The organism is Idiomarina aquatica (assembly GCF_003987185.1).
In the GTDB taxonomy this organism is placed as follows: Bacteria; Pseudomonadota; Gammaproteobacteria; order Enterobacterales; family Alteromonadaceae; genus Idiomarina; species Idiomarina aquatica.
On sequence record NZ_PIPS01000002.1, the window covers coordinates 281,052 to 301,089 of the forward strand.

General features: G+C 50.8%; 20 protein-coding genes. 10 read left to right on the forward strand and 10 right to left on the reverse strand.

Going from position 1 to position 20,038, the window contains the following annotated elements:
• Positions 1-10 precede the first annotated feature (10 nt).
• The 3 genes from dapA to purC are packed head-to-tail and all read left to right on the forward strand — an operon-like array spanning position 11 to position 2,725.
• Complete coding sequence (gene dapA / locus CWE23_RS08240) at positions 11-901, forward strand: 4-hydroxy-tetrahydrodipicolinate synthase (RefSeq protein WP_105306603.1); 891 nt, start codon at positions 11-13, stop codon at positions 899-901.
• Positions 901-1,992 (forward strand): outer membrane protein assembly factor BamC, encoded by a 1,092-nt coding sequence (gene bamC, locus CWE23_RS08245; RefSeq protein ID WP_105306602.1) that lies wholly within the window; start codon positions 901-903, stop codon positions 1,990-1,992. Before dapA ends, bamC begins: the two co-directional genes overlap by 1 nt.
• Before the next feature lie 19 nt (positions 1,993-2,011).
• Positions 2,012-2,725 (forward strand): phosphoribosylaminoimidazolesuccinocarboxamide synthase, encoded by a 714-nt coding sequence (gene purC / locus CWE23_RS08250; protein ID WP_105306601.1) that lies wholly within the window; start codon positions 2,012-2,014, stop codon positions 2,723-2,725.
• A 14-nt stretch (positions 2,726-2,739) separates the two neighbouring features.
• Here the strand turns inward: purC and CWE23_RS08255 are convergent, their stop codons facing one another.
• From CWE23_RS08255 to CWE23_RS08275, 5 genes are read right to left on the reverse strand one after another with little or no spacing between them, the layout of a single operon-like run.
• On the reverse strand, positions 2,740-2,949 hold the full coding sequence (locus CWE23_RS08255) for a DUF2897 family protein (RefSeq protein ID WP_105306600.1): 210 nt from the start codon (positions 2,947-2,949) through the stop codon (positions 2,740-2,742).
• A complete protein-coding gene (locus CWE23_RS08260) occupies positions 2,913-3,644 on the reverse strand; it encodes a M15 family metallopeptidase (protein ID WP_126819986.1) in 732 nt (243 codons plus the stop codon). Before CWE23_RS08260 ends, CWE23_RS08255 begins: the two co-directional genes overlap by 37 nt.
• Positions 3,629-4,777 carry a succinyl-diaminopimelate desuccinylase gene (gene dapE / locus CWE23_RS08265; protein ID WP_126819987.1) on the reverse strand — a complete coding sequence of 383 codons (1,149 nt, stop codon included), beginning with the start codon at positions 4,775-4,777 and terminating at the stop codon, positions 3,629-3,631. Before dapE ends, CWE23_RS08260 begins: the two co-directional genes overlap by 16 nt.
• Position 4,778: 1 nt before the next feature.
• Complete coding sequence (locus CWE23_RS08270) at positions 4,779-5,123, reverse strand: arsenate reductase (protein WP_126819988.1); 345 nt, start codon at positions 5,121-5,123, stop codon at positions 4,779-4,781.
• Positions 5,120-5,599 (reverse strand): PTS glucose transporter subunit IIA, encoded by a 480-nt coding sequence (locus CWE23_RS08275; RefSeq protein WP_157982919.1) that lies wholly within the window; start codon positions 5,597-5,599, stop codon positions 5,120-5,122. The genes CWE23_RS08270 and CWE23_RS08275 overlap by 4 nt, the downstream gene beginning before the upstream one ends.
• Before the next feature lie 211 nt (positions 5,600-5,810).
• Here CWE23_RS08275 and yfbV point away from each other — a divergent pair, with 211 nt between their 5' ends.
• Positions 5,811-6,245: a terminus macrodomain insulation protein YfbV gene (gene yfbV, locus CWE23_RS08280; RefSeq protein WP_105306595.1), complete on the forward strand. Its 435-nt coding sequence runs from the start codon at positions 5,811-5,813 to the stop codon at positions 6,243-6,245.
• Here the strand turns inward: yfbV and CWE23_RS08285 are convergent, their stop codons facing one another.
• Both CWE23_RS08285 and xthA read right to left on the reverse strand, forming a co-directional pair.
• Positions 6,246-6,881 carry an energy-coupling factor ABC transporter permease gene (locus CWE23_RS08285; protein ID WP_126819989.1) on the reverse strand — a complete coding sequence of 212 codons (636 nt, stop codon included), beginning with the start codon at positions 6,879-6,881 and terminating at the stop codon, positions 6,246-6,248.
• Positions 6,882-6,899: 18 nt separating this feature from the next.
• Positions 6,900-7,712, reverse strand: coding sequence for an exodeoxyribonuclease III (gene xthA, locus CWE23_RS08290; protein WP_105306593.1), 813 nt, complete (start codon positions 7,710-7,712; stop codon positions 6,900-6,902).
• Positions 7,713-7,871: 159 nt separating this feature from the next.
• On the opposite strand from xthA, the gene CWE23_RS08295 reads away from it, so the two are divergent.
• Together CWE23_RS08295 and CWE23_RS08300 are read left to right on the forward strand one after the other, a co-directional pair.
• On the forward strand, positions 7,872-8,195 hold the full coding sequence (locus tag CWE23_RS08295; RefSeq protein WP_105306592.1) for a DUF3392 family protein: 324 nt from the start codon (positions 7,872-7,874) through the stop codon (positions 8,193-8,195).
• 7 nt (positions 8,196-8,202) lie between these two features.
• On the forward strand, positions 8,203-9,270 hold the full coding sequence (locus CWE23_RS08300) for an alpha/beta hydrolase (RefSeq protein ID WP_105306591.1): 1,068 nt from the start codon (positions 8,203-8,205) through the stop codon (positions 9,268-9,270).
• Between the two features lie 5 nt (positions 9,271-9,275).
• On the opposite strand, the gene CWE23_RS08305 is transcribed toward CWE23_RS08300, so the two are convergent.
• On the reverse strand, positions 9,276-9,749 hold the full coding sequence (locus tag CWE23_RS08305) for an SEL1-like repeat protein (RefSeq protein ID WP_105306590.1): 474 nt from the start codon (positions 9,747-9,749) through the stop codon (positions 9,276-9,278).
• Positions 9,750-9,840: 91 nt separating this feature from the next.
• Here CWE23_RS08305 and CWE23_RS08310 point away from each other — a divergent pair, with 91 nt between their 5' ends.
• Genes CWE23_RS08310 through CWE23_RS08325 form a run of 4 tightly spaced genes read left to right on the forward strand, consistent with a single transcriptional unit; the run spans position 9,841 to position 15,154 of the window.
• Positions 9,841-11,805, forward strand: a complete 1,965-nt coding sequence (locus CWE23_RS08310) for a PAS domain-containing hybrid sensor histidine kinase/response regulator (protein WP_126819990.1) — start codon at positions 9,841-9,843, stop codon at positions 11,803-11,805.
• Complete coding sequence (locus tag CWE23_RS08315; RefSeq protein ID WP_105306588.1) at positions 11,795-12,625, forward strand: AAA family ATPase; 831 nt, start codon at positions 11,795-11,797, stop codon at positions 12,623-12,625. Before CWE23_RS08310 ends, CWE23_RS08315 begins: the two co-directional genes overlap by 11 nt.
• Positions 12,615-13,784 (forward strand): vWA domain-containing protein, encoded by a 1,170-nt coding sequence (locus CWE23_RS08320; RefSeq protein WP_105307742.1) that lies wholly within the window; start codon positions 12,615-12,617, stop codon positions 13,782-13,784. Before CWE23_RS08315 ends, CWE23_RS08320 begins: the two co-directional genes overlap by 11 nt.
• Positions 13,784-15,154: a phospholipase D family protein gene (locus tag CWE23_RS08325; protein WP_241970589.1), complete on the forward strand. Its 1,371-nt coding sequence runs from the start codon at positions 13,784-13,786 to the stop codon at positions 15,152-15,154. The genes CWE23_RS08320 and CWE23_RS08325 overlap by 1 nt, the downstream gene beginning before the upstream one ends.
• A 13-nt stretch (positions 15,155-15,167) precedes the next feature.
• Here CWE23_RS08325 and CWE23_RS08330 read toward each other — a convergent pair whose 3' ends face one another.
• The gene (locus CWE23_RS08330) at positions 15,168-16,994 is read right to left on the reverse strand and encodes a DUF885 domain-containing protein (RefSeq protein ID WP_126819992.1); all 1,827 of its coding nucleotides are present in this window, start codon (positions 16,992-16,994) and stop codon (positions 15,168-15,170) included.
• Complete coding sequence (locus CWE23_RS08335) at positions 16,994-19,840, reverse strand: ligand-binding sensor domain-containing diguanylate cyclase (RefSeq protein WP_198678818.1); 2,847 nt, start codon at positions 19,838-19,840, stop codon at positions 16,994-16,996. Before CWE23_RS08335 ends, CWE23_RS08330 begins: the two co-directional genes overlap by 1 nt.
• Positions 19,841-20,038: the final 198 nt, after the last annotated feature.

A 20,038-nucleotide genomic window follows, 5' to 3' on the forward strand; every position in this document is an offset into this window, starting at 1 on the left:
CGGAGTAGATATGCTAAAGGGTAGTATTGTTGCGTTAGTTACGCCTTTTACCAAATACGGCAATATCGATTATAGCGAATTAGAGTATTTGGTTAACCGTCACGTAGAGGCTGGAACTGACGCTATCGTCGCGGTAGGAACCACGGGCGAATCTACCACACTTAGCCATGAGGAGCACATTGACGTTGTCAGTGCGATGGTGGAATTGGCGGATGGCCGCATAGGTGTGATTGGTGGTAACGGTTCAAATTCAACCAGTGAAGCGGTGCAGTTGACCGAAAAAATGAGTCACCTCGGTGTCGACGGTTTCCTCAACGTTACCCCCTACTACAACAAACCCTCGCTGGCAGGCCTTATTGCTCACTACAAAGCCTGCGCTGAAGTCAGTGACATACCTCAAATTCTTTATAACGTGCCAGGTCGCACCGCACTGGATATGACCCCGGATGTGATTGAGCAATTGGCGGCCATTGACGGAATTATTGGTATCAAAGAAGCAACCGGCGACATTAGCCGCGTCGCGGATTTGAGGCGTCGTTGCGGTGATGATTTCATCCTGTTAAGTGGTGATGACCCGACCGCCCGGGAGTTTATGCTGGCCGGCGGTGATGGCGTGATCAGTGTTACCGCTAACGTTGTACCGGCACAGATGAAAGCGCTCGTTGAAGCAGCTACTCAAGGTCTGCGCGCAGAAGCTGAAGCGATTGACAAGCAACTAGAGGCGTTGCACCAGGTGTTGTTTATTGAGTCAAACCCTATCCCGGTAAAATGGGCATTGGCGTTGATGGGTTGGTGCAGTGCAAATTATCGGTTACCGTTAACCCCGCCGGAACTTCATCATCAAGAAAAAATCGAAGCGGTGTTAGCCGAACTGGATTTATTAAATTCTCAGGAGTCGTAATGAAATTAACTCGCGTTGCTACAGTGGTAGCCGCAGCCACCGCCTTGTCGGCATGTTCCAGCGGGCCGAAAGAGCAGGCCAGTGGAGATTTTGACTACGCGCAGATGAACCAACCTTCCGCATTGGTCGTGCCTTCAGAACTTGAAGCGCCGGAAACCGAAAGTGATTACGAGGTGCCAGCCAATCAGATCGCGGCCGGAAACGTTGGGGCTGACGTCAATGTCATGTCACCGCGGCTGGTACGTCCCGTTGCGCTGGGCAGTCGAGTACTGGAAAATGAACAGCAGACCACGGTTTATTTTGATGTGGTTGACGGTATGGGTGGAGCGGTTGTCGATTTTGTTTGGCGTGCGGCAGAGAATGTCCTGCAACGTCGAAACATTCAGTGGCAACAAGTTGATCAAACTACCTGGTTGAGCGAGCCGGTAACGCGTGCGATGGAACTGGAAGCTGAAGACAGCAGTTTTTGGGATTTTGGTGAAAACAGCACACGTCGCCTGGAACGCAGCTATCGTTATCAGTTAAGCCAGGACCCTGCGTCTCATGGCCGCACCACCTCGTTAACCATCGACCTTAAAGATGTAACAGAAAAGCGCGACGGCAAGGCTCAACCAATGTCGGAGTTGTTGCAAACCAACACTGAGGTGGCGTTACTCAATGCGGTGATCTCCGAAGTTAACCGTCTGCAGCAGGAGGGTGTTATTGCGGAGGGTAACCAAGTGGTACCGTTGACCCTGGCAACGAACAACAAGCAGCAGCCTGCCTTTATTATCGGTATGTCGTTTGAGAATGCGTGGCCATTGACGGGTCTGGCGCTGGATCAAATTGGTCTGATTGTCGACGATCTTAACCGTGACGCTGGTACTTATTTTGTTGAGTACAGCAAGCCTGACAGTGGCTTCCTATTCATGGGCGGCGATGATTATGAGGCGCTTGATATTGAAGAAGGGGAATACGAAGTCCGTTTGGTCGAGTATAATGATGACACCTCAATGACCGTATTACGCGACGGCGAAGTGGTTAGTGAAGCTTGGTTAAAAGCCATCGAAAACGCTTTTGCAGACGCCTTGCAAGAGCAAAATCAACGTTAATATAAGGGTTTGCCCAGTCATGGAAAAACGCAGTGAGTTGTACCGCGGTAAAGCGAAAACCGTTTATCAAACCGATGATCCTAATCGGCTGATACTTGAGTTTCGTAACGATACGTCTGCCTTTGATGGTGAAAAAGTCGAGCAGTTAGATGATAAAGGTATGGTTAACAATCGTTTTAACCACTTCATCATGACACGGCTGGAAGAGGCTGGCATTCCAACTCAGTTGGATCGTTTGCTCAGTGACAACGAATCGCTGGTTAAGAAGCTCGATATGATCCCGGTAGAATGTGTGGTTCGCAACGTTGCTGCAGGCTCGCTGGTGCGCCGTCTGGGCGTTGAAGAAGGGAAAGCGTTAAATCCGCCGACCTTTGAGTTTTTCCTGAAGAATGATGCATTGCATGACCCAATGGTTAACGAATATCACATTCAAGCCTTTGGCTGGGCGACCAAAGAACAAATTGAGCAAATGAAAACCCTGACCTTCAAGGTTAATGCCGTACTCAAGTCGTTGTTTGAGCAGGCGGGTCTGATCTTGGTTGATTACAAACTGGAGTTTGGTGTCTGCGACGGCGAATTGGTACTGGGCGATGAATTTACCCCAGATGGTTGTCGCTTATGGGACGCTAAGACCCGTGAGAAACTCGATAAGGACCGCTTCCGTCAAGGCTTAGGCGGTGTAGTTGAGGCCTATCGCGAAGTCGCACAACGCTTAGGTGTGCAGCTGTCCTGATGAGGTTTCGCTCGCTACTGCGAGCGATCCGACGCCGAAGGTTTGTTGTTCTCCGCACCGGATGATGTTTCATTGTCCGGTGTTTTTTTGTCTGTACTATTGTCCTCGTTGGTGTCCTTGTTGGTTGGCCATTTGAATTTGCTGGTGTATTTCAGCACCATTAAATTACTGACCACGACACCGATCACTAAAAGGATGAGTAGCCACACCAAGTGTTGGTCCATCCGTTATCCTCGCTTATGTTGTTGATGTACTGTTTTTGGATGTGCGGCAACTGTTCCAACACCGTCGTTTTGCCCTCTAACGGCAGTGATTGCAGTAACTCCGTGAGCACCGTTAAGCTTAACTGCTGTTGTAACTGAGTTGCCAGCGGACGATAGCTCAGGTGCCATGGTTCCTGTGCTACGCCACCTTGATAACGTGCGTAAGGAAAGAAAAAGCCAAACTCGTGTGCGTGCTCTGTAAGCCATTGCCAGACATGAAAACAAGGGCCACTGGGATCGCAGTATTCCGACGGCACCAGTTGTAACGTGTTGCTGCCATCGCGAAACGGTCGCGGGTCGAACACGTCAAAATCACTTCCCCAGTGATGACGGCTGGCGCCGGGCAGGGCGGACCAATGTAAAATGGCATGCATCAGTGCGGCGGGCTCTAAGGCCGTGACCGTCAGAGGCTGACCGTTTTTATCCAGTACGCTTTGCTGGCCTTGCCATTTACGGTTCCAGATCGACAATTGCCGTTGCAGCGAACGAAACCCCGAGGCAATTGCCAGCGAAATGCCCGCGTCTTCTGCTGCCGCGCGCATTTTCAGGTAAGCCTCAGCAGCCAGCGGGTGAAGCTTCGCCTGCTCGCCCGCCAGCGTGGTTAAGTGGCTGTCCGTTTGGCCGGTCAGTTGAGCAATACTCAGTTGCTCTGGCATAAACTCAGCAACTCCTCTAATGTTGCTTGGTAAACCTCAGTCAGTTGCTCCAAGTCGCTGACTCGTACGCACTCATTAACCTTATGAATGGTGGCATTGACCGGGCCGAGTTCGATCACCTGAGCGCCGGTCGGAGCAATGAAGCGTCCATCAGACGTACCACCGGCAGTGGACAACTGCGCCGGTTCACCACAGCAGCGTGTCAGGGCCGTTTGCACCGCGTCAACCAAAATATCAGGTTCGGTTAGGAAAGGCGGCCCGTTTAATGTCCAGTTTAGATGATAATCCAAGTTATGCTCGGTAAGAATGGCCTCTACTTGCTGTTTGAGTTGTTGCGCCGTAAGTTCGGTTGAGAAACGGAAGTTAAATTGCACATCGAGCCGTCCCGGAATAACGTTACCGGCGCCGGTGCCGGCATGGATATTAGAGATTTGAAAGGTGGTCGGCGGAAAATACTCATTGCCATCGTCCCAGCGCTGCTGAGCTAACTGATGCAACGCTGCGGCAGCGTCGTGGACCGGATTCTTAGCCAGGTGTGGGTAGGCAACATGCCCCTGGACACCATGCACGGCAAGGTCGCCGGTAAGGCTGCCACGGCGGCCGTTTTTCACCACATCACCCAAGCGCTCGGTACTGGACGGCTCGCCGACGATACACCAGGTGATTTTTTCGTCACGTGCCTCGAGGGTTTCGATGACGCGTTTGGTTCCGTTAATAAAAGGGCCTTCCTCGTCACTGGTGATAAGAAACGCCAGATCAAAGGGCAGTGGTTGCGGGTTGTGCTCTAAAAACGCTTCGACAGCAACGATCATGGCCGCCAGACTGCCTTTCATATCCGCTGCGCCCCGGCCGAACAGGTAGCCATCCTTAATGGTCGGCTCAAACGGTGGTGATGACCAGTCACTGGGATCGCCCGGCGGCACCACATCGGTATGGCCAGCAAAACAGAAGACCGGTTTGCCACGGCCCAGCCGCGCCCATAAATTGGTGGTGTCCTCAAACACCAGCGTTTCCAGCTCGAAACCGAGTGCCGCCAGACGCTCACCTAATAATTGCTGGCAACCTTCGTCGGCCGGCGTAATGGACGGGCGTGAAATCAGCTGTTTGGCTAAAGATAATGTTTCGCTGCTCATATCAAAGGTACCGTTGCTGCCAGGTGCTTTCGTTAAAGCCGACATGAACGCCCTGCGTATCTTCCACCAACGGCCGTTTGAATAAGGTCGGCTGGGTAACAATCAGCTCGGCAATGGCCGCATCGTCCTGTAGCTGCTTTTGCTGCTCATCCAACTGACGCCAGCTGGTACTGCGTTTATTGATCAGCTTTTCGGCACCAAGCTGTTGCAGCCAGTGCACCACCTCGGCTTCGGTTAGCGGTTGTTTGCGCACATCGCGAAATTCAAACGCTATATTCTGTTGCTGCAACCAGCGCAGCGCTTTTTTTACAGTATCGCAATTACTAATGCCGTGAACGGTAATCATGAATTTTCCTGTTTATCGTCAAAAATAATAGAATCTAACAGACTGATGGCGCCTGATTCAGCCCAGTGAAAGCTATCCGGTAGTGTCGGCGCGGGCTCAAGCAGTACCGCTAAGCGCCGTTGTTGAGGGTCAGAGGCGCGCAACAACGATTGATTAAGGTTGAGTAATACGTCACCCTTTTGTACCTGTTGATGCCGCTTTACCTGACGCACCAGTGCGGGGTGTTGCTGAAAGCAACGACCATCACCCAATATCAACGTGAGGACACTGGCTGAGGGGTGGCGCAACCGAATATAATCGCCACTGGCGCTGATGTCGTCGACGACAGCACTAAAGGGGGCAACAATTTGGTTACCGGCAACGTCAAGTAAGGGACCATTGCCGAAGATCCTGTTATGAACAAATGCTGGGTGTTGATCGTCTAAACAACAGAGGCGGCCGCTTGCCGGGGCACTAATTGGGAATAAATCGGACACGACGGTTAACACTCAATGTCTGGGAATAGGTGTATCTTGGCAAACCTTGTTAACTCATGCAACTGTATCCACATTATCTGTGGATATCTTTGTGCACTACACGGATGTAACTCATTATGTTATTGAAATATAATGAAAAAGTTGTTTGGACAGTAAACGTACAACAAGCCCGTAATTGGTTATAATAGCAACAGACGGAAGTGGAGATGTTATGCGGCGTAATTTTTTAAAAGTCATCAGTGAGGGCAGGGAGTACGCGAAGACCTGGCCGCACCATTCGGTGACAGCAGCCTTTACCGAGTCGCGGGTCATTCCGGTCACGCGTCTGGGTGAGCGCTGGACGCCGGCTATCGCGGTGCTTAATGCAGCATTGTTTTATCAGTTTATGCCCACCGAACAACTGGCGCAGGGGATGTTGTTGTCACTGATCATGTTGTCATTGCCGCTGCAGGGGCTCTACTGGTTGGGTTGGCGAGCCAGACAGCCACTGTCCCCGCGGTTACGGGCTTGGTATAAAGAGCTACAAGACAAACTCAAGGCGAGTGGCAAACCCTGTTACCCACAGGGAACGTCAGGCCCTGATTATTATGATCTTGCGGTTATTGTTCGGCAGGCTCTGGATACACTGCCGCCACACCAGCACTGATTAACTGTTATCCAGGTATACTTCATCACTGAAGGTTTTCAGCCAGTGCGGCCGGTACACCACCATTAACGTGACAGCCATGCCGTTTAACAACGCTTCAGGAAACATCAATAGTGGCGTAATTACACCGTAGTTTTGCCAGATATTGTCCCAACTAAGATAGCCGCTGAGTAACGCCCAACTGCCGTGTGCAAGGTGTGTGAAAGCCATGGCCAGCGCGCCGATTAAAAACGCGTTGACGAAAATATAGACAAACGGATGCCGTGGCAGGCGATGATAAATAACGGCATAACTGATGAAGGTCAGTAGCGCCGGCACGACAACGTGACTTAAGTACAATGTCGACACCATGTAAGCGTCGTAGTCGTTAATGAATTGATTGAGCAACACCACCACCGCGCCGGCCAGCAAAGCCCGGCGTAAGCCGAGCATCAGTGTGAGTGTGGTAATGCCAAGAAAATGAATGCTGAGGCCATAATCAAGTTTTGCCGACAGACTCCAGATGAAGGTCAGTACCGCGATACCGCCCAAACTTAAATGCTGGAGCAGTGTGCTTTGCCGGAACAGCTTCCAGTCTGTCTGCTGGATACACAGCAGCAACACCAACAGTGCTGCCGCATGTAACATGAGATTCATGAACCCACCATTGCTACCTTACTGTGGTTTGAACGCGCTCCAGATCGGCGCGTGATCTGACGGTTTTTCAATGCCACGCAGTTCGTAATCGATGCCACTATCAACGCAGTGGTCCGCTAATGGCTTAGTGGCCAGTATCAAATCGATGCGCAGACCGCGGTTATCATCAAAACCGCGTGAACGATAGTCAAACCAGCTGTATTCGTTGGTCGCTTCCGGATGTTGTTGTCGATAGGTGTCCAGCAGTCCCCAGTCCAATAAACGGTTTAACCAGTCCCGCTCTTCGGGCAGGAAACTGCATTTACCCGTGCGCAGCCAGCGTTTGGCATTCTGTTCGCCGATACCGATATCGATGTCCTGATGAGAAATATTCATGTCACCCATGATGACGACCGGATCCGATGGACTCAGTTCGTTCTCAACATAGTTCATCAAGTCCTGATAAAACTTTTCCTTGGCGGGGAACTTAACCGGGTGGTCGCGACTCTCGCCCTGGGGAAAGTAACCATTCAGAACCCGCACCGTTTGCCCATTGGGCATCGGATAGTCACCCATAATCATACGGCGTTGAGCGTCTTCGTCGTCGGTTGGAAAACCAAACTGTGGGTTCGTTAATGGCACTTTGCTGAGCAGCGCCACGCCGTAATGGCCTTTTTGACCATGATAAATGACGTGATAGCCCATCGCCTCAACGTCAGCTTTTGGAAACTGATCGTCATGCACTTTGGTTTCCTGCAACCCGATCACGTCCGGTTGATGCTTGTCAATCAATGCTTGCAATTGATGAAGTCGTGCGCGAATACCATTTATATTGAAAGAGATAAATTTCATAGCGTTGCTGTGTTATTGAGTTAGCGTTTGATGAGCACCATCATACCAAAGTCGACCGCACGGCGCGACAGGATAGGGGTGCGATAGCGCGTGAAAATCCGTATACTCACGGGTTATCATGGGCCTTGGCCAAAACAATAAACATAACATAGGTGTCGAGTGTTGCAGTTGCTTAACGAACTTGGGCTGATGGTTCGCCCGCATATTTATCAAATCGCGACCATGATTGTGGCTACCTTGCTGGTCATATATGGTAATGAGCTCAATCAGCTCATTCGGCGACAAATCGCCGGTTTGCATTTTTTGTTGCGCGCGATCATTTTCGTATTGGTCTGTGCGTTTGGTTATGGTTATTTGTTGGTTGGTTTTACGCCCATCCTGTCATCCTGGTTGCATCAAATTCCACTGCATTTAATTGCGCCGGCAACACTGGTGATCGTAATGGTGCTAGGTTTATTGGCGGAACGGAAAAAACAATTATAAGGACATTATGACCACTTCGTTGCTAACTATTAAAGCGGGCGCTACTGCCTACCAACAGGTTCGTGAGCAGGGCTTACGGGCGGACGATGTTGATTTGTTACTGGGCGCTTCAGGCGGACCTAAATGGTTTGTGTTGCAAGGCATGGATCGTTACTTGTTTGGGGACTTCCTGAGTAGCAAGAGTCAGCCGTTGAATACCCTGGGAACTTCAGCCGGTGCGTGGCGATTTGCCGCCCTGGGACAGGACGACCCGGTTGCGGCCAGTGAATTGTTTGCGCGCCTGTACAGCACGCAAACCTACAGTGAGCATCCTGATCGGCATGAAATTACCCGCGAAGCGAAGAAACTGCTGGAGCGCTATGTGCCGGCAACCGCCATCGAGCAAATACTCACGCAGGATAGGGTGCACCATCATTTTATCGTAGCGCGCTGTCTGCGTAGCACGGCGGCAGAAAATAAACGTCAGGTGCTGGGCTTATTATCATCGGCATTTGCTAATTCATTAAACCGAGCAAACTTAGGACGCTATTATGAACGTGTGATGTTTCATCATCCGCACTCGTCGTTATCCTTTTGCCGTCATTGGCATGACTTGCCGACTCGTTTTGTAGAGCTGGACCGTTCGAACTTTGCTCCGGCGTTATTGGCAACCGGTTCAATCCCAATGGTACTGGAAGGCGTTCGCGACATTCCCGGTGCTCCGCCTGGTATGTATCGTGACGGCGGTATCACGGACTATCACTTCGACGTTGATCTATCGAAAGTCGATGGCTTGGTACTGTACCCGCACTTTCACCAGGAAGTGATCCCCGGCTGGTTTGATAAACGCATGAAGCGTCGCCGGACAACCGGTAGTGACTGGCCCAACGTGGTGTTTGTGTCGCCGTCGGAACAGTTTGTGAAGTCATTACCCTATGGCAAAATCCCCGATCGTACTGATTTTCAGAAACTACCGGCAAAGGAACGGATTGAGTATTGGCGTAAGGCCATCGCGGCGGGTCAACGCATGGGAGATGAGTTGCGCGAAGTGATTGAGTCAGGAGCGATTCGTGAGCGGGTTAGCTTGTGGCAGTAATGAGGTTATCGGGAGCTTTGGCTGAAACTGGCATCACAAAGTTGCTCGAAACGTTCAGCCGCCAGCCGCCGGGCAAGGTTAATTTCATGCGCAGTAAGTTGCGGCTGTAACTGTTGTAACAGTTCGGTGGCCTGCGACTGGCCGGCTTTTTCTGCCAGCGTTAACCAGCAACAGGCGTGAAAGCTACTGGCAGGTAAGTGCTTACCTTGCAAAAACATCTGGCCCAGATACAACATGGCTTTGCCATGTCCGAACAGCGCCGCGCGACGAAAATGCTTGGCTGCTTCAAATGGAGTGTGCTTAATAAGCTCGGCTGCCTTAACGTAGTGATGCTTAGCGTAGCGCTGCCAGTATTCCGGCCCGCGAATTTTAGCATCACCCGGTTGCTCAGCTTGCAGGAGTTGTTGTTGTGCGACTGCAATGAGCTTATCGACCTGCTCAAGCAGCCGACTTTGCCACTGATTGACATCCGTCGCCATGAAATTAAGCCGTACGCTGTATGAAAATTATTTTTATTGTTAATCTGAGTGTACCCTTAGCTCAACGGTTGAGTAAAGTAACAAATCACTTATGACAACACCCGATGTAAAGCCAGAAGCAGTAACCAACAGTAACCTCGAACAGCTGATTAATGCCGGCACCGGGCTTACCTTATTTGTCTGGGAAGATTCCGAGCTATGGCCCGTTCGTTATGTATCCGACAATGTCGCTGCGGTTTTTGGTTTCACGAAAGAGGAATTCATTCGTCGCGAAGTGCACTACAAGTTCCTTATCCACGAGGACGATACGGCGCGCGTAAACGACGAGGTAGAGCTGCTGAAATCCGGCAAAACCGGTTATCGGCTGACGCATCAGGACTACCGGGTACGTCACAAAGACGGTCATTACGTTTGGGTGACAGATACCACGGTCGTTAAGTACGACGAAAAAACCGGTGTGAATTTGTTGTTCGGTTATCTGATCGACATCACCGAGCGCAAAGAGCTGGAACTTAAGCTTGAAACTGAGCGCAACCGCCTGAGTCTGTTGTTAGATGCAACACGACTGGGAACCTGGGAGTGGAATCCGCAAACCAATAAAACGTCTTTTAACGAGCGTTGGGCGAGGATGTTCGGTTATGAGCCGGGCGAACTTGAAGATAATGTCGAAACCTGGTCAAGCCGTTTGCACCCTGACGATTATGACAAGGCCTGGCAGGCGATAAAGGACCACCTCGATGGGGTAACACCTTTTTACGAGAGCGAACACCGAATTTTGCACCGTTCTGGTCGCTGGGTTTATGTGCTGGACCGCGGACGAATCATCGAACGTGATGCTCAAGGTCGAGCAACCCGCTATGCGGGCACAGTAACGGATGTAACGGAGCAGAAACAGGCAGAACTTGATGCTCGTCGAGCGGCACACGCTAAAAATGTGTTTTTAGCCAATATGTCCCACGAAATCCGCACACCGTTGCATGGTATTCTCGGTTTAGCGTCGGTACTCGAGAACACCGACGTCAGTGATTATCAGAAACGGCTGCTAAGAACGATCAAAAACAGCGGTGACTATCTGTTAAATACACTGAATGATCTGCTTGATCTTACCCGTGCCGAAGAAGGTCAACTGAAAATAAAACTGGGCACGCACAGCATTGTGCATATTCTTGAGCACATCCATTCTTTGTTTGAACAACGGGCGGAAGAAAAAGGCCTGGCGTTCGAGTTTGATATTGCGGATGACCTCCCACGACAAGTCATCATGGATCATTCGCGGGTGATACAAGTCGTCAGTAACTTAGTGAGCAATGCGATAAAGTTTACCCAACACGGTAAGATTCAGGTGAAAGCCCGTTGGTTGGCAGAGAATGAACGCAAAGGCGAGCTTGAAATCAGCGTGACTGACAGTGGTGCCGGTATCCGTGATACGCAGCGCATCTGGCAACTGTTTGAGCAGGAAGATGACGGACTGACGCGCTCGCAGCAAGGCAGTGGTTTGGGGCTTGCTATTGTCAGAAACTTGGTGCAACTGCTCAGTGGTACCATTCAGGTAGACAGTGAAATGGGCGAAGGCTCCTGTTTTACCGTTTGCTTACCGATGACCGTGCATACCGGCAATGCCCCGAGTGATGAAGAACTGTCCGAACTGCTATTGCCGGAACTTGGTCAACACCGCGTACTGGTGGTCGACGATAACAGCATTAACCAGATGATCGTGACAGAAATGCTGTTGAGTCTGGGCCAGCAGGTAGAGTCGGTGACCAGTGGCCAAAAGGCGTTGGAAGCGCTGCAACAATCATTATTTGACGCTGTATTTATGGATCTGCATATGCCGGGTATGGATGGCATGGAAACCACCAAACAGATCCGCCAGGATAGTGCCATCAAGCAACCCTATATCATTGCTCTGACCGCTAACGCGTTCCCGGAAACTCGCACGCAGGCGCTGCGTTCCGGTATGGACGATTACGTGACGAAGCCGTTTGTTAAAGAAGATTTGGCACGTGTACTTAATCGCATTAATGTGAAAACACAAAGGAAGAAACATGGCATTTAATAGTACTGATAGCTATATCGTATCAGAACAACTGGCAAGTGCGGTAAACGCCGCTGTAACGCTGCAAAAACCACTGCTGATAAAAGGCGAACCGGGCACCGGCAAAACACGGCTGGCGCAGGAGTTGGCAGACTCATTAAATACCGAGCTGCTGCAGTGGTCGATAAAGTCCACCACCAAAGCTCAGCAGGGACTTTATGAGTACGATGCCGTGTCGCGTTTGCGTGACAGTCAGCTTGGCAGTGACAAAGTTCATGACATCAGTAATTACATAAAACCCGGTAAGCTGTGGCAAGCGTTTACGGCCGAAAAACGACCCGTACTGTTGATCGATGAAATCGATAAAGCCGATATTGAGTTTCCTAATGACTTGCTGCATGAACTTGATCAAATGGCGTTTCATGTCTACGAAACCGGTGAGCACATAGAGGCTCGACAACGACCCATTGTGATCATTACGTCGAATAATGAAAAAGCCTTACCGGATGCGTTTTTGCGGCGCTGTTTTTTTCATTTTATTCAGTTTCCTGATGCGGAAACGCTGGCGCAAATTGCGCAGGTACACTATCCGAATTTGCATCAGCAACTGCTGGAACAGGCATTGGAATTGTTCTTTGATTTACGCCACACGCCGGGTCTTAAGAAAAAGCCGTCAACCTCGGAGCTGTTGGACTGGATTCGCCTATTGGTGGCAGAAGACATCAGTGCCGAACAATTGCAGCAATCACGCCAACGCAACAGCGCCATTCCGCTGACCGGGGCGCTACTAAAACACGAGCAGGACATCGAGCTGGTTGAAAGGTTACGCCGTGTTAATTGAGTTTTTTCAGTTGCTGCGTGAGCAGGGCGTTAAGACCACCATCACTGAGTGGCTGGATTTACTGGAAGCGCTTAAGCAACGAGTGATTTTTGCCGATGTCGATGAGTTTTATTATCTCAGCCGAATGATTCTGGTAAAAGATGAAAGCCTTTATGACCGCTTTGATCGTGCGTTTGCACAGTATGTCGAGCGTGTTGCAGCGACCGATGTCGCGGACAAAATTCCTAAAGAATGGCTGGAAAATGCGTTAAAACGCGAGCTTTCAGAGCAAGACAAAGCCCGTATCAAGCAATTGGGTAGCCTTGAAGAGCTATTGAAAACCTTTCAGGAACGCCTGCGAGAGCAGCAGGAACGCCATCAAGGGGGCTCCAAGTGGATTGGTACCGGCGGTACTTCCCCGTTTGGCGCCTACGGGTATCATCCCGGTGGTATTCGCATTGGCCAGCACGGTAATCGCAACCGCAGTGCGGCGAAAGTTTGGGATAAGCGCGAGTTTGCCGATTTGGATGATGACGCCAGGCTCGAACAGCGCGGTTTCCAGATTGCGTTGCGTAATCTCCGTCAGTTTGCGCGCACAGGAGCAGCCACTGAACTTGATATGGATGCGACGCTCACGGCAACGGCGCGTCAGGGAGGGCTGCTCGACCTACAATGGCAACCAGAGCGACACAACGCCATAAAAATCCTCTTGTTGCTGGATGTTGGTGGCTCGATGGACGATCACATTTATCAAGTAGAGCAGCTATTTACCGCGCTCAAAGGAGAGTTTCGGCATCTGGAGCTGTATTACTTTCACAACTGTCCTTATGAGGGGCTTTGGCGGAGTAACCGTCGCCGTCGTACTGAGCAGATCCCGACCGAACAGGTGATCCAGACCTACGGTGAGGACTACAAATTGATTTTTGTCGGTGATGCCACCATGGGGCCTTATGAGATTGCCTATCCAGGCGGCAGCGTCGAACACTGGAATCAAGAGCCGGGGCAAGTTTGGTTGCAGCGATTATTGCGTAAATTTCCGAAGGCGGTGTGGCTTAATCCGCAACCGCAGGCGCATTGGCGCTACTACCCGTCCGTTGGCATGATTCAGGAAATTCTCTCAGAGCGGATGCAGCCATTGACATTAAGCGGTCTGCAGCAAGCGATTGAGGTGATCAAATAGTGAACGCAACGACGGCTAAGTTTCTGTTACTTGAAGAAGCTCACGATAGCTTACTCGAGCGCATTAAGCTTTGCCGTCAGGCGCAGCAATGCATCCATTTACAATATTATATTTGGCGTGACGACATCAGTGGTCTGACACTGATGAACGAGCTGGTCAAAGCCAGCCGTCGGGGCGTGCAGGTTAAGTTGCTGCTGGATGACTTCCAAAGTCGAAGCGTCGAGCTATTGCTCCGAGATTTACAACGGCGGGCGAACTTCTCCATTAAGCTGTTTAACCCGCTGCGCCATCGGCGTTTACGCTGGCTTAACTACTTTCTTGATTTTAAACGCGTTAACCGGCGTATGCACAATAAAGCGATGATTGTGGATAATCGCATCGCGATTGTCGGAGGTCGTAACGTCGGTGATGAATATTTTGGCACTCATGCCGGGGAACTGTTCTCAGACCTAGACGTGGCGGTCAGTGGTGAATTGGTCAACGAAATTAACCGCGACTGGCTAAGCTACTGGAATTGTGAACTGGCGGTTGAGTTGAGCCATATTCGTGGGCGTAGCCCGACCGAAGCTTTTATTCAACGCTGGCGACGGCAGCAACAACAGGAACAGGTTCAGCAACTGCGTGATTTTGTCATCAAAGAGCCGATAAAAACGGAACATTCAGAAGAGGACTGGATAACGGCAAAAGCGGTTTGGATCAGTGATGATCCGCAAAAAGCCAGTGTTTCCCGCAAGCCTCAACGGCTTATGACACAACAGATGACTCGTATTCTGGGCCGTGCGCAGCAGCAGGTGCGTATGGTGTCGCCTTATTTTGTGCCAACGTCTAACGGTGTCCGCGAGTTGGAACAACTCACTGAAAAGGGCGTCGATGTGCAGGTACTGACCAACTCTCTGGCGGCGACTGACGTTCCGGCTGTACATGCGGGCTATCAGCGCAGCAGACGGCGTTTACTCATGGCCGGAGTGAAATTGTTCGAATTACGCCGGCTTGAGGACACCACAGAACAAAAAGCGGTTCGCCCTTATTTTCGCCGATCAGCAACCAGCTTACATGCGAAAACCATCACTGTGGATGAGGCTCGCGTATTTGTCGGTTCGTTTAATTTCGATCCGCGCTCAGCTCAAATTAATACTGAGGCGGGGTTGATCATCGACTCACCGCAAATTGCCAAGCGCATCAATGCGATATTCGAACATGAACTGCCGCTAAAAAGCTATCAGCCAAGGCTTAATCGCTTTTACAAACTGTATTGGCTGGATAAAAGCAAAGTGCCGGCCCGTCGTCTGTACAAGGAACCAAACGCAGGTCTGGCGCGCCGGATCATTGTCTGGTTAACGGCGCGCCTGCCGGTCGAACATTTGCTGTGATTATTTGTTGTGACTATGAGCGCCGCTCGATGATCCAGCGCTTCACCTTTTGCTCCAATAAAATTAATGGCACAGCGCCGTCTTCCAGTACGACCCGGTGAAACGCCTTAATATCGAATTTATCACCCAATTTCTTCTCCGCTTCGCGACGTAGCTCAGCGATTTTTAACTGACCTATTTTGTAGGCCAACGCTTGTCCCGGTAGGGCCATAAAACGTTCCGCTTCCGATACGGCGCGAGCCTCAGCAACCGGCGCATTGTCGTACATATAATCGAGCACTTGCTGGCGGCTCCAGCCTTTGCTGTGAATACCGGTGTCAGTCACCAATCGGATTGAACGCCATAATTCCGCTGCCAGTGCACCAAAATATTGATAGGGGTCGTCATACAATCCCAGATCGTGGCCTAAGGATTCTGCGTACAAGCCCCAGCCCTCGGTGTAGGCGGTTTCGCGACCAAATTTTCTAAACTCCGGTAAATCATCAAGCTCTTGCTGAATTGAAATTTGGAAATGGTGCCCGGGGGCTGCTTCATGTAAAAACAGTGCGGTTTTAGCCCAAGTCGGACGTGACGCTAAATCATACGTATTTAAGTAAAAGACAGCGGGTCGGGAATTGTCGGTCGGTGCCGCCTGATAAGACCCTGAACTGGCAGACTGCTCACGAAAGGCCTCGACTTTACGCACTTCGTAATCCGCTTGCGGAAAGACGTCAAACAACCGCGGTACCCGTTCATCAACGGTGCTGCGCAACGCCCGGTAATCGTCGAGCATGGCGTCCCGACTGGGATAAATGAACTGCGGATCGTTGGTCATAAAATCGAAAAACTCCGCCAAGCTACCGTCAAAGTCGGTTTGTTCCATGATGTCGCGCATTTCATCATGAATACGGGCAACCTCGGACTTGCCAATACGGTGGATCTCATCAGCCGTCAATGTGGTCGAGGTATTAGCCTCAATTCGGTATTGATACCACTCGCGACCACCCGGTAACTGGCCAATCCCGAACGAGTCGGTGCGCGTGTGTGGTAAATAATCATTGGCCAGATAATCACGTAATTGTTGGTAGGCCGGCAGTACCGTATTGCTGATAAGATCGCGGTACTGTTCCTTTAAGGCCCGCTGTTCTGTCGCTGAAATAGCGTCGGGCATAGAACTTATTGGTCGCCAAAAAATACTGTCTTCGACGTTGTCGACAAGGTGGGCCTCGATTTGTGGAATGGCTTTTTCAATCAAAACACGGGGCTGCACGATGCCCTGATCAACGCCTTTACGCATGTTCTCGCGAGCCTGTTGAAAGATCACTGGAATCCGCTGCATGCGGGCTGCCCAATTTTTATAATCTTCAACGGAGTTAAAGGGTTGTGCTGATGTCCCCGAACCCAACATCGCAAACTGACTGGCAATGTTGTAAAACTGGTTAATGGGTATCAAGTGCTCCGGGAAAGACAGTCCTCGTAGTGCCATTTCACGGTCACGCTTGAAGATCTTATAACTCATCAGCGCGGAGTCGGTTAACCCGGAAACGTCAATAGCATTTACCTTGTCCAGATAGCTCTGTTCAAACGCTCGCAACTGCTTCAGGTAGTCAGGGGAGAGGAAGTTGGGCAATTGGTCGTTATAGTCGTTACGGCCAATATAGGTTGCTAATAACGGGTCGAGTTGCAACTGCTGTTGAAAAAAGTCGGTATAAATCTGCTCAAGTTTTTCACTCGGTGATACTTGCGTTATGGCAACGCGTTCGCGGTCGGCCGTGTTTTGTTGACTGCCGGTTTTCGGGTTATCGCTGCAAGCTGTCAGCAACGCGGTGATCGTTAGTGCAATAAGTGTCGGTTTGATCATTATTTATGCTCCGTTCGGTTACGGCCATGCTCTTTTGCCTGGTACAGTGCTTGATCCGCAGCAACCAGCAGGCTGCTGTGGTCAGGATAGTATTGATTATTGGCAACGCCGATACTGATGGTGAGTCCGGTATCACCCAGTAAGGCTGAGAAATCATGGTTTTCAACCGCCACCCGCATTCTTTCTGCGGCATCAATTGCCTGCTCCAGGTCGGTATCAGGTAATAAAATAGCAAATTCTTCACCCCCCCAGCGGGCGGCATAGTCGATATCTCGTAGCACCCGGCGTAACAGTTTCGACAACTCCACCAACACTTGGTCGCCCACGGTGTGGAGAAATTCGTCATTGATTTGCTTGAAAAAGTCCACATCGATAATGGCCAATGACAAATCAGCGCCGGAGCGACTGCTGCGTTTCATCTCGAGTCGGAGGCGTTCATCAAATGCTCTGCGGTTACCCAGTCCGGTTAACGGATCCTGACGAGCGATGGTTTCCAATTCGGCGGTTTTTTCGCTGACCATTTTTTCCAGTTGCCGGCGGCTGCGGTTTAAGAAACGAATACGTGCACGCACCAGCAAAAATGCCGTTAATGCGAGCGCGATGAGAATGAACAACCAGGTACTTGGCTGTTGCCAAAAATGCTCAGATCGACTGAAGGCAAAGTTGGCCGGCTCACTCCATTCGCCCCCCGGATAGGAGGCTCTCACCTGGAACAAGTAATCGTTAGCCGGGAGTGCTGTATACTCGGCGGTCGTAAATTTGCCTTTGTCCACCCAGTGTTCGTCAAAGCCAACGAGCCGCACTTGATATTGGATATGGTCAGACATTAAATAGCCCAACCCTGCATAATCGAACGCAATACGTTGTGTGTCAGCGGCAACTTCCTGGCCGTACTCAAGTGCGTTGCCATCCGCGGTGACCGCCGCAATGACGGTCGGCGGAGGCGTTGCCGCCATAGACGTCAGTGCATTGGGGTCAATCACGGAAACCCCGCTGGCGGTAGCAAACCAGACATTGCCGGCGCTGGATTGGAATAAGGCCGGTCCACCGCTGTTGACCTGTGAGTTGCTCATGCCGTCAACTTCGGTGTAGCGTTGGAAAGATAACGGCTGTTCAGGCCTTTTTAAGGCTTCGGTGATGGCATCATGCGCGATAAAAATAGCACCGCGGTTCGAACCCAGCCACAGGTTCGCTTCACCATCAAATTCGACCGATAAAAAGTTATCAAAGGGTAAACCTTGATCACGGTTAAAAATACGCCAGCTCTTGCTCGGTAAATGATGCGCGATAAGTCCTCTGTCGCTGGCGAACCACAAATAATCGTTGTAGTGCTGGATTTGAAATATCAACTCGGCGTCATTCAGTCCGGACAGATCGATGTCGCGGATGTCATAGGAGAACCCGGACCGCGTTGACTTGACCTTAATTGCAACCAGGCCACTAACGGACGCTGCCCATAAGGTATCGTCATCATCGAATGCCAGGGCCGTGGTGTAGTTGTTTTTCAGACCGTCGGTGGCGGTTAAATAATTCGTTTCATCAGCGGCAATATGCGTGATACCGCCGGGGCCACCAAGAAATAACCCGAACGTCGGGTGTACGGCAATTTGTCTGACTTCATCACCGGATAAGCCATTGCTTTGGTTGTACTGCTTAACAATTTGCTCACCATCCCAGACGAAGGCGCCGCCCGTATAAGTGCCTATGACAAGGTTACCCTGGTATTCCGCAAACGAGAGTACCGACTGTTCCGCTAGCGGTGTGTTGGCACCGACCGTCTCGACACCGTTGATATCAATACGGGTCACGCCATTACTGGAGCCTACGTAGATTGCGCCATTCCATTGATAGACACTGCGGACATAATTGCCGCTTAGACCATGCTCGGTGGTGTAGGTTTTAAACAGCGCATCACGGAATTGCACCAGCCCGCCGTGCGTTGATACCCAGATGCTACCCTCATGATCGTGTTGGATATCAAGCACATGGTTGTTGGGCAGGCCTGTCGCAACCGTTAATGATTCGAAGCGGTTGCCGGTATAGCGCCAAACTCCTTGACGGAAGGTGCCCAGCCATAAATCGCCATCCGGCGTGTAGTGGATGGTGCTGATGCTGGCTTCAAGTTCTGTTAAGTAACGCTCGAACTGGCCGTCATCGGTCTGAATATAAAGACCCTGTTGCGTGCCGATGATGAGCTTGCCGTCAGGTGTGAGTTTTAATTCACGAATGAGGTGGCCGGGCACGCTGTCAATGCGCTCAAATCGGGTATTGTCAGCGCGTTTAACCGCCAGGCCTTTATTGGTTGCTACCCACAAGTGACCGTCGTTATCGACCAGACTTTGATAGACCGCATTCGACGGTAACCCATGTTGGGTGGTAAAGGTTGCAACACGCTGATCATTTTCGTAAAACAACAACCCTTGTTCACTACTGGCCACCCAAAGATTACATTGCTTGTCGACCGACAATTGGTTAATAAACGGCGGTGCCGGTTGTAACTCGAGCCAGTGTCCGTCATCGTACCGACTGATGCCGCCTCGTGCCCCGCCGACGTATAGGCTGCCATTGCAAGGGTTCAACGCCACCGTGTAGATGCCAATGTCTGGCAGACCCGTTACCCGGACATCGTCAAAAATTTCGAATTCGCGGCCATTGAAACGGGTGGGGCCTTGCCAGGTTCCCAGCCAAAGATACCCATTTTGATCCTGAGCCATGGCGTTGACTGAGTTATGCGGTAAACCTTCCCGGGTGGTCCAGATTTCACGGACAAAGTGGCGCAGTGAATTGGCTTGTTTTATGTTCGGCAGGGTATCTGATGCTGCAGTTGCAGCCGGGCTGAGTATCACAAACCCGATAATTGTACAGAGATGGAGCAAAAAGCGACGCATATAGTACAGTGCCCGTTGGGATTTTGTTATAAGTTCAATAGTATGCTGGCAAAACGGTAGATGCAACGCTTGCTTCGGACGGATCCAAATTCGTTATTGCAGAGTAAACCTTGTTACGTTCCAAACTATCTTAATTCGTGAAACAGGAGAGCGACT